11 protein-coding genes, 1 tRNA gene and 1 pseudogene are annotated in these 9,062 nt (G+C 63.1%); 5 read left to right on the forward strand and 8 right to left on the reverse strand.

Features of this window, described 5'->3' with window-relative positions:
• The coding region (locus tag IQ26_RS28495) for a transposase (RefSeq protein WP_145718468.1) at positions 1-313 on the forward strand (313 nt) is incomplete at its 5' end.
• Positions 314-895: 582 nt separating this feature from the next.
• Here IQ26_RS28495 and IQ26_RS28500 read toward each other — a convergent pair.
• Positions 896-1,206 (reverse strand): annotated as a pseudogene (locus IQ26_RS28500) (ABC transporter permease); the annotation flags it as partial.
• 75 nt (positions 1,207-1,281) lie between these two features.
• Positions 1,282-1,357: transfer RNA gene (locus tag IQ26_RS28505), tRNA-Ala, on the reverse strand.
• A 161-nt stretch (positions 1,358-1,518) separates the two neighbouring features.
• Here IQ26_RS28505 and IQ26_RS28510 point away from each other — a divergent pair.
• Both IQ26_RS28510 and IQ26_RS28515 read left to right on the forward strand, forming a co-directional pair.
• The gene (locus IQ26_RS28510; protein WP_023800489.1) at positions 1,519-1,809 is read left to right on the forward strand and encodes a YggT family protein; all 291 of its coding nucleotides are present in this window, start codon (positions 1,519-1,521) and stop codon (positions 1,807-1,809) included.
• A gap of 8 nt (positions 1,810-1,817) precedes the next feature.
• A complete protein-coding gene (locus IQ26_RS28515; protein WP_145721690.1) occupies positions 1,818-2,132 on the forward strand; it encodes a DUF167 family protein in 315 nt (104 codons plus the stop codon).
• A gap of 103 nt (positions 2,133-2,235) precedes the next feature.
• On the opposite strand, the gene IQ26_RS28520 is transcribed toward IQ26_RS28515, so the two are convergent.
• The 6 genes from IQ26_RS28520 to IQ26_RS28545 all read right to left on the reverse strand — a co-directional run bounded on the left by IQ26_RS28520 (position 2,236) and on the right by IQ26_RS28545 (position 7,648).
• Positions 2,236-4,311 carry a M3 family metallopeptidase gene (locus IQ26_RS28520; protein WP_145721691.1) on the reverse strand — a complete coding sequence of 692 codons (2,076 nt, stop codon included), beginning with the start codon at positions 4,309-4,311 and terminating at the stop codon, positions 2,236-2,238.
• A 118-nt stretch (positions 4,312-4,429) separates the two neighbouring features.
• Positions 4,430-4,846 (reverse strand): nuclear transport factor 2 family protein, encoded by a 417-nt coding sequence (locus IQ26_RS28525; protein ID WP_145721692.1) that lies wholly within the window; start codon positions 4,844-4,846, stop codon positions 4,430-4,432.
• Between the two features lie 103 nt (positions 4,847-4,949).
• Complete coding sequence (locus tag IQ26_RS28530; protein ID WP_145721693.1) at positions 4,950-5,594, reverse strand: carbonic anhydrase; 645 nt, start codon at positions 5,592-5,594, stop codon at positions 4,950-4,952.
• A gap of 140 nt (positions 5,595-5,734) precedes the next feature.
• Positions 5,735-6,511 (reverse strand): DUF429 domain-containing protein, encoded by a 777-nt coding sequence (locus IQ26_RS28535; protein WP_145721694.1) that lies wholly within the window; start codon positions 6,509-6,511, stop codon positions 5,735-5,737.
• Positions 6,508-7,392 carry a pyridoxal kinase PdxY gene (gene pdxY, locus IQ26_RS28540; RefSeq protein ID WP_145721695.1) on the reverse strand — a complete coding sequence of 295 codons (885 nt, stop codon included), beginning with the start codon at positions 7,390-7,392 and terminating at the stop codon, positions 6,508-6,510. The genes IQ26_RS28535 and pdxY overlap by 4 nt, the downstream gene beginning before the upstream one ends.
• 7 nt (positions 7,393-7,399) lie before the next feature.
• Positions 7,400-7,648: a hypothetical protein gene (locus tag IQ26_RS28545; protein WP_145721696.1), complete on the reverse strand. Its 249-nt coding sequence runs from the start codon at positions 7,646-7,648 to the stop codon at positions 7,400-7,402.
• Between the two features lie 163 nt (positions 7,649-7,811).
• Here IQ26_RS28545 and IQ26_RS28550 point away from each other — a divergent pair, with 163 nt between their 5' ends.
• Positions 7,812-8,450 (forward strand): LemA family protein, encoded by a 639-nt coding sequence (locus tag IQ26_RS28550; protein WP_145721697.1) that lies wholly within the window; start codon positions 7,812-7,814, stop codon positions 8,448-8,450.
• Positions 8,451-8,616: 166 nt separating this feature from the next.
• Positions 8,617-9,062: TPM domain-containing protein (locus IQ26_RS28555; protein ID WP_208760232.1), on the forward strand; the 446-nt coding region annotated here is incomplete at its 3' end.

Raw genomic sequence — 9,062 nt, forward strand, 5'->3', positions numbered from 1 at the left:
CGACATCACCATGGCCATTCCCTTGATCGGCATGGTGGCCAAGCCCAAAAGGCTACTGGCCGACAAAGCCTATGATGCCGACAGTCTGCGCAATTGGCTGAAGCGGGCCAAGATCAAGGCGGTCATTCCATCAACTGCCGCACGGCGCACGCCCTATCCGCTCGATCACAAGGCATATCGCCGACGAAACCTCATCGAGCGCATGTTCTGCAAGCTCAAGAACTGGCGCCGCATCGCAACACGATACGATCGCCATGCACAGAACTACCTCTCAGCCCTCGCTCTCGCCGCAATCATTTCAGCCTGGATCTGAATGAGTCCTCAACCTAGCTCGGCTGCCTCATCCGCACCGAAAAGGTCAACATGGTTCAATGCGAACAATTTGAGCTTTCGAAAGTGGTATTCGTCGTTAGCTGGCCAAGTGATGACGTGAGCTCGAAGCAAGGCCGGGCGGTATTCAATCATTCGAGCAAACAGCTCCAGAAACTGGCGGAAGTTTGCGTCGCTGCCTCGGTCCCGGTCTTCGCCGTCGATCTCTCGGCCAGGGTAACACGTTGGAGTGGTGAAATAGGTCCGGTTGAGTTCTTCTAGCAGCCCCGAGCCCGACAAATGTGGGCATTCCCGCGTTGAAAGAAACGCCTGCGCCACAGAGAAATACTACGCGCCCTTGGTCACGGCGTTCAAGGAGTAGATCTGAGATATTAGGTCCATTTTCAACAAAGCGCATTGGAGCCAGAACTTCAGGAGGGTCTCTCTTAGATACTGCACTCCCGCGAAGACAGAAAGGGTAGCGAGTAAAGAACTACCCACCTAGACGGTCGGTTATGGCCTGAACGATCGATCTCTCGTGATATCGAATTGCCAACGCACCGTTTCAGACGAAGCGAGGCGCCGCCTAACGATCCTCAATTATCCTCAGATACGCCGCCGTGACAAACAGCACGATCAGCCCAAACAGTATCCGCCGCGCCCCTTCGGGCATCTGCAGGATGGTGGGCAGTGTCGCCAGCACGGTGAGGGCGCCGATGATGGTGCTGGTGTAGCCGCCGCGGCCGCCGAAGATCGAGGTGCCGCCGACAACGGCGGCTGCCACCGAAGGCAGCGGATCGGCGAGCGACTGCGACAGCGCCTTGATCAGGCCGATATAGAGCTGCCGCTGGCGAGCACGCTCGAGATGACGTAGAGCGCGGTGATGACCTGCCAATAGCAACGCGCGGAAGTGAAGATGAAAGGTCGCGCCGAGCAAACAGCGCATCTTTGCAGATGGTTAGGAAATTCCGCTGGTGGAGCTGAGGAGGATCGAACTCCTGACCTCGTCATTGCGAACGACGCGCTCTCCCAGCTGAGCTACAGCCCCGTCCAGCGGATGGGCGCATTTATCGGGCGTGGCGGTTTCCTGTCAAGGCTGCGTTTCGCCCAAAAGCCGCGCGGCCTGCCGTCGAGCCGGCGTGCCGCGGCAGCTGGCTCTTGCCGCTTTCGCCCGCAATGGCTACATGTCGGCAACAATTGGAGACCGGCATGATAGCCCTCATTCAGACCATTGTCCTGGCGCTTGACATTTATTGGTGGATCATCATCGCTTCGGCGATTTTCTCCTGGCTCTACGCCTTCAACGTCGTCAACTCGCGCAACCAGTTCGTCGATAGCGTCAGCAACATGCTCTTCCGGCTGACCGAGCCGGCGCTGCGGCCGATCCGACGCTTCTTGCCCGACCTCGGCGGGATCGACATTTCGCCGATCATCCTGCTGCTGATCCTGTTCTTCCTCCGGCAGTTCCTGCTCACCACCGTGGCGCCGCTGGTCGTCTGAGCCATTCCATGAGCGCGCCGTTCCGCTTGCGCGACGACGGCGTCGATCTCTTCGTCCGGCTGACGCCGAAAGCGGCGATGGACAGGCTCGAAGGCATCGAGACGTCTGCCGACGGGCGAAGCCATCTCAAAGCCCGCGTCCGCGCCGTGCCGGAAAACGGCGCCGCCAATCAAGCGCTCGAACGGCTGATCGCCAAGGCGCTGGGAGTGCCGCGATCGGCCGTCTCGGTCGTTGCCGGCGGCACCGCCCGGCTGAAGACGCTGCGCGTGCTCGGCGATCCGGCCGCGCTGGCGAAAAGCGTCGAGCTGCTCAGCATCGCTTGAGTCGTCTCATTCCTTCGCGCCCCCCTCTGGCCTGCCGGCGTCCAGAAGGTTCTACATCTCAACGACGCACACAGATGACGCAATGGTGCGGCGTGACGCCTCTTCATCCCTGCTCCGCCGCCGCTAAGACCAGTCCGCGCTTGACCATCATTGCCTCGGGCGAGGGCATCTTGCCGCGGAAGGCGGTGTAGAGCTCTTCCGGGTCCTTCGAGCCGCCGGCGGCATAGATATTCTTGCGCAGCCGCTCGGCCAGCGCCGGATTGAACGGGTCGCCCGTCTCCTCGAAGGCGGCGAAGGCGTCGGCGTCGAGCACCTCCGACCACATGTAGGAATAGTAGCCGGCCGAATAGCCGTCGCCGGAAAATATGTGGCCGAACTGCGGGGTGCGATGGCGCATGGCGATGGTGCCGGGCATGTTGAGCTTCTCGAGCGTTTCGGCTTCGAAACGAAGCGGCTCTTCCGGCGCATCCGGCCGCGCGTGGTAGGCCATGTCGACCAGCGCCGACGCGGTGAACTCGACCGTGGCGAAGCCGGCGCCGAAGGTGCGCGCCGCCAGCATCTTGTCGACCAGCGCCTTCGGCATCGGCTTGCCGGTCTTCACATGCAGTGCATGCTTTTCCAGCACCGCCGGCACGGTCAGCCAATGCTCGTAGAGCTGCGAGGGCAGTTCGACGAAATCGCGGCTGACCGAGGTGCCCGCGACCGATGGCCAGGTGACGTCGGTCAGCATGCCATGCAGGGCATGGCCGAATTCGTGGAACAGGGTCTTGGCTTCATCGACCGACAAAAGTGCTGCCTCGCCTTCCGGCGGCTTGGCGAAGTTCATGATGTTGTAGATGACCGGCCTGGAGCCATGGCCAAGCTTGTAGCCCGACTTCAGCGCGCTCATCCAGGCGCCGGAGCGCTTCGAGGGTCGCGCGAAATAATCGGCCAGGAACAGCCCGCGTTCGCTGCCGTCGGCATTCCTGACGATGAAAACACGTGCTTCCGGGTGCCAGGTGGCAATGCCCTTCTTTTCCTCGAAGGTGATGCCGAACAATCGTGTCGCCACGTCGAAGCAGGCATCGATGACGCGGTCGAGCTGCAGATAGGGCTTCAACTCGGCCTCGTCGAAAGCGAATTTTTCGGCGCGCAGCTTTTCCTGATAGAAGCGCCAGTCCCAGGCCGCGAATTTTTCGTTGCTGCCGGCCTTGGCCGCCAGCCGCTGCAACTCGGTCTGGTCGCTTGCGGCCTTTTCCAGAGCCTTTTCCCACACCGGATCGAGCAGCATATGCACCGCCTCCGGCGTCTTCGCCATGGTGTCGTCGAGTTTCAGAGCGGCAAAGGAAGCGTAGCCGAGCAGCTTCGCTTTTTCGGCGCGCAGCTTCAGCTTGTCGCGCACCACTTCGGTGTTGTCGGTGGCGCCGCCATTCTGGCCGCGCATGGTGAAGGCGCGGAAGGCGGTCTCGCGCAGGTCGCGGCGCTCGGAGAAGGTCGAGAACGGCTCGTAGATCGAGCGCGACAGGGTGACGGCATAGCGGCCCTTCTGGCCGCGCATCTCGGCGGCCTCGGCCATCGCGCTTTTCAGGAATTCCGGCAGGCCGGCAAGGTCGGCCTCGTCGAGGAACAGCGCCCAGTCTCGCTCGTCGGCAAGCAGGTTCTGGCTGAAGGTGGTGCCGAGCGACGACAGTTCCTCGTTGATCGTCGCCAGCCGTTTCTTGCCTTCGGCGTCGAGCTTGGCGCCGGAGCGGACAAAGCTCTTCCAGGTCTTTTCCAGCACCCGCAACGTCTCGGCATCGAGCTTCAGGGCTTCGCGGCGCTGGTAGAGATCGTCGATGCGGGCAAACAGCCTCTCATTCATCGAGATCGCCGAGAAATGCCGCGACATCTTTGGCGAGATGTCGCGCTCCAGCGCCTGGATCGCCTCGTTGGTGTGGGCACCGGCCCGGCACCAGAAGATCGACGAGACATGGTCGAGCGCCTCGCCGCCAAGCTCCAGTGCCGCAAGCGTATTCTCGACGGTCGGCGTCTCGGCATTGCCTGATATCGCCTCGATCTCGGCCTCATGCGCCTTCAATGCCGCGTCGAAAACCGGAGAAAAATCGCCGTCGCCGATGCGGGTGAAGTCGGGCAGGCCGAGCGGCCCTTGCCAGGTGGTCAGCGGATGGGCGGCGAGGTCGACGGCTTTCGTGGACGGCATGGGTATCTTTCGCTGAGTGAGGGGGCTTTCGCTGAATGGCTGTAGAGGCGAGGCGGGACCGTCACCGATGTAGGGCGCTGGCGTCCCGCACGCAATATCGCGGCTGGTCAAGTTCCGCTCAGTAGGCGTCGCAGGTTTCCGCGATCGCCGCCTGCGAACTGGCGGTGATGCGGTTGTCGGCGATCGCGAAGGTTTCCTGCATCAGCATGTCGTTGTTGGGGAAATCATAGCAGGCGATCACCGTGGTGACGCCGCCCTCGGTCTTCTCGATCCGATGCCGGATTTCAGCCCCGGCAACAGCGCCCTGCCATTCGTCGATCGAGGCAATGAATTCCTGCTTGGTCTGCACGACGCCGAGGTCGTCGAGTTTTATCCGGACGTCTTCGGCAAGCAGATCCGACAGTTCGGTGCGATCGGCGACCAGCAGCGCCGCATACCAGCGGCCGATAAGCGCGTGGTCGTCGGCGCGGGCGGAGATGACTGAAAGCAGCAGCGTTGCCCCGGCGAAAGCAATCGAGCGCCAATTCTGCATCATGCGACGCCTCCTGGAGCTTGTTCCATCCCGATGGAACCGGGATGGGCTCTGTCTTCTCGCCTGATCATGATCTCATCTGAACCCGAAGGTTCGAGATCAGGGTCTATACCATTTCCGGCCGCTCGAAGTCACCGGTGTCCTTGTTCATCACCCAGAGTTCGCCGCTCGAGATGTCGAACCAGGCGCCATGCAGCGACAGCCGTCCCTTGCCTTCCAGGATCGAGACGCAGGGAAAGGTTCTGAGATTGGCGATCGAATAGCGGATCGAGATGCGTTCCAATGCGGTCTGGCGCTCCGTCGCCGTCATGAAGGTGCTGGAGGACACGGTCTCGGCAGCCGGCGCGATCAGGCTCATCCATTTGCCGATGAAGTCGCCGGACGAGAGGGGCGCGGCCGTGGTGTCGAGTGCCGCGCGGATGCCGCCGCAGCGACCATGACCCATCACCACGATGTTTTTCACCTTGAGGCTCTGCACGGCGAATTCGAGCGCCGCCGAGGTCGAGTGGAACTCACCGTCGGGCGCATAGGGCGGCACCAGATTGCCGACATTGCGCAGCACGAAGAGTTCGCCCGGCCCAGCGTCGAAGATCGCCTCGGGAGCCGTCCGCGAATCACAGCAGGCGACGATCATCGTTTCCGGCGCCTGGCCATCCTGGGCAAGCGCGCGGTAGCGCCCGCTTTCGGCGAGATAGCGGCCGCTCATGAAATTGCGGTAGCCGGTGAGAAGGTGATCGGGGAGATTGGACATCGGCGGCGTCTGGAGCCTTTCCGGATTGGAGGCGGCAGCTCGTTTCAGTTTGGAAAGGCTCTAACGGCAAAAGCCGGTCGCGAGCAATGCCGAATCGCAAAGGACTGCAATTGCCTCGCCGATGGATGGGGCGAGGAAATTCACGCCCAGATCGCGACGGGGATGCCAAAACGGTCGGCGAGCGGCGGATCCGGAAACGGCCTTGCCTCGCCATTGGCGATGCGGCCGGCAATCAGCATCATCGCAGCCGCGTCGAGGAAGTCGTCGGCGGCCGCACCGCGCGGCGGCGTCTGGTCGAGAAAGTCCCTGAGATAACCGTGCCGGCCAAGCAGCGCCTTGCGTTCCGCCATGCCGGCGGGGTTGACGGCGCCCTTGATCTTCTTCGGCAAGCGCATCGCCTGATCGCCGTTCAGCCGGCAGAAGGCGACTTCCGGGTGCGATTCGAACACACGGCGGCGCAACTCCGGCCGGGCGATCAGCACGGCATCGATCTCGCGGATCTTGGCAAAGATGCCGAAGGCCTGGATCGAGACGCCGCGCGGTGGATCGGAGGTCGCCTTCGCCACTTCGCTTGCCCGGCGATGCGCGGCATACCAGGCCTCGATCGTGGTGAAGTCATCTGTTTGCGCATAAAGTGCTGCACGCGAGGGGATGGCGAAGACGCTCGATTGCCGCACGCCGAGCAGCGGCCGCACCAGCGCTTCCGGCCCGCGTCCGCCTTTTTGCGAAAGATCGGGCAGGCCGATCGGCATGTCGACGGCCACCGTCGCATTGGCCGGCAATGCGTCGAGCAGTGCTGCGAAGCTTGGAAAAACGGCTACCGAGGGTGCTGCGCCCGGGTTACGAGTTGTCGAACCGGGATCGCGGCGAACGGCGATCCAGCCGGCCTTGCAGCCGTCGACGCCGACAAAAGTCACGCGCTTCTGTCCCGCCCCGGATGCAGGAGATGGCGAAGCTGCACCATCGCCATCGGGTGCGACAGGCTCTGTGCGTCGGTTTCGAGCTGCAATTCGTCGCCGCCGCGCTTGGCGGTGCGCGCCAGGATCTCGTAAACCGCCGCCGTGGTCGATTGCAGTGCCTTGATCGCCGGCTGGCCGGACAGGATGCGTGCCAGATAGACGGCCGCCGTCAGGTCGCCGAGCCCGTTGGGCGGCTTGTCAATGAGGCGATGTTCGGCCAGCAGCGCCTGGTTGCAGTTGAGCAGCAGATTGCCGGTGCCGCCGGCCATCATCGCCGGCGCCGAGGTGACCAGCATGGTCGACGGCCCGGCATGAAGGGCGGCCGCCATCACCGATTTCAGGTCAGGCAGCGGCGCTCCCGCCATCCATTCCAGCTCGTAGCGGTTGGGCGTGGCGATGTCGGCGATCGGTATCAGTCGGTCGCGCATGGCGATGGCGGTGGCCTCCGGCACATAGAGCCCGCCCGAATCGCCCATCACCGGATCGCAGATATAGAGGGCATCCGGCGTCTTCGCCTTGACCGCGCCGACCAGCGAGGCGACGGCGTCCGCCTGGCCGCCTTCGCCGAGATAGCCCGACAGCACCGCGCCGACCTCGCCCAGCCACGGCGACCGCTCGAGATCGGCCATCAGCGCCTTGAATTGGTCGAGCGGCGGCACGATGCGCGTCGCCCGTCCATGGCCCGGATGCCAGGGCAGGATGACGGTCGGCACCGCCCATACCGGAAAGCCCAGCGTCTCCAGCGCAAAGACCGCGGCGCGGTTGCCGACCGAGCCGCGCGCGACATGGCTGGAAATGACGATGACCGCGCGCGGCGCGTCGTGTTCTTCGGTGCTCACGGGATTCCTAACTCTGGATGACGAAAAGCACGAGCCAGATCAACAGGCCGATGGCGACAATGAGCCCTAGCGCCCGGCCGATGCGAGTGCCCCAGTATTCGATCGGATCCGACCGGTCGGCATCCGCGGCAGTGACGTGATCGCGCGCGCCCTTCGCGGTCTGTGCAATGAACGAGGTGCCGCCGGGGTCGGTCTCGCGTGCCACGCGCTCGATGATGCGGCGCGATTCGCTATCGTTATCCTGGCGTTCCGCCATGGCGATGTCCTATTTTCGCGGCGACTTTAACCCGTTCGCCCAGTCAATCACAGGGCCTGGCAGTGAATGATGGAGAACCAGTAACGCTCCCAGGCGGAGGTCATGTTCTTGCGTGCGGATTGTGGTAATGCTTCGCCTGCCAGTCATACCGAGGGACCTTACCATGCTTGCCCAGCGCCTTGCCTCTCCTTTCGCCTTCCGTAACCTCCCAGCCTTGCTGATGATGGCGATCGTGCTGCCGCTGCTTGCCGGCTGTGGCTACAACACCATTCCGACGGCGGAAGAAAACGCCAAGGCCGCATGGAGCCAGGTACTGAACCAGTACCAGCGCCGCGCCGATCTCATCCCCAATCTTGTCGAGACGGTCAAGGGTTATGCCGCGCACGAGAAGGATACGCTGGACGCCGTGGTCGAGGCGCGCGCCAAGGCGACGCAGGTCACGGTGACGCCGGAAACGCTGAACGATCCGGAAGCCTTCAAGAAATTCCAGGACAGCCAAGCCGGCCTGACCAGCGCGCTGTCGCGGCTGCTGGCCGTGGTGGAGAATTACCCCGACCTCAAGGCCAACCAGAATTTTCTGGCGCTGCAGGCGCAGCTCGAAGGTACCGAAAACCGCATCGCGGTCGCCCGCCGCGACTACATCGAGGCGGTGAGGGAGTACAATTTGACGCTGAGGACCTTCCCGTCGGTGATTTGGGCGACCTTGTGGTTCCGCAGCAATCAGCCGTTCGCGAACTTCACCATCGAGGAAGACAAGATGCAGACGCCGAAGGTCGATTTCGGCGCCAAGCAGGGCGGGTAAAGAACAGCTGGTGAGCGTGGTCCCTATTGGCCTTGCACTCCGTCGCGCCCCCTCTGCCCTGCCGGGCATCTCCTCCACTTGGGGGGAGATTGGCAGCTTTGGCCTCACCGCCCATCCTGCAACGTTGGAGATTAGCGAAAACAGCCGCGACAGCCGATCTCCCCCCTTGTGGGGAAGATGTCCGGCAGGACAGAGGGGGGCGCGAAGGAACGCCAACCTGACCCTCCTGCTCGTCTTCCTAAGCCTCCTCTTCCTCTCCCTCACCGCCCTCGCCGCCGAACTGCCTGCCCTCACCGGGCGGGTCGTCGACAATGCCGGCATCATCGATGCCGCGACCAAGGCGGCACTGACCCAGAAGCTCGCCGATTTCGAGGCCAAGAGCTCCGATCAGATCGTCGTCGCGACGGTCGACAGCCTCGACGGCGAGGAGATCGAACCCTACGCCAACCGGCTGTTCCGCGCCTGGAAGCTCGGCCAGGCCGGCGAGGACAATGGCGTGCTTTTGCTGGTCGCCAAAAACGACCGCAAGATGCGCATCGAGGTCGGCTACGGCCTGGAAGGCACGCTGACCGACCTGCACACCAAGCTGATCATCGAAAACGACATGGTGCC

The organism is Mesorhizobium tianshanense, from assembly GCF_007830515.1.
GTDB lineage: Bacteria > Pseudomonadota > Alphaproteobacteria > Rhizobiales > Rhizobiaceae > Mesorhizobium > Mesorhizobium tianshanense.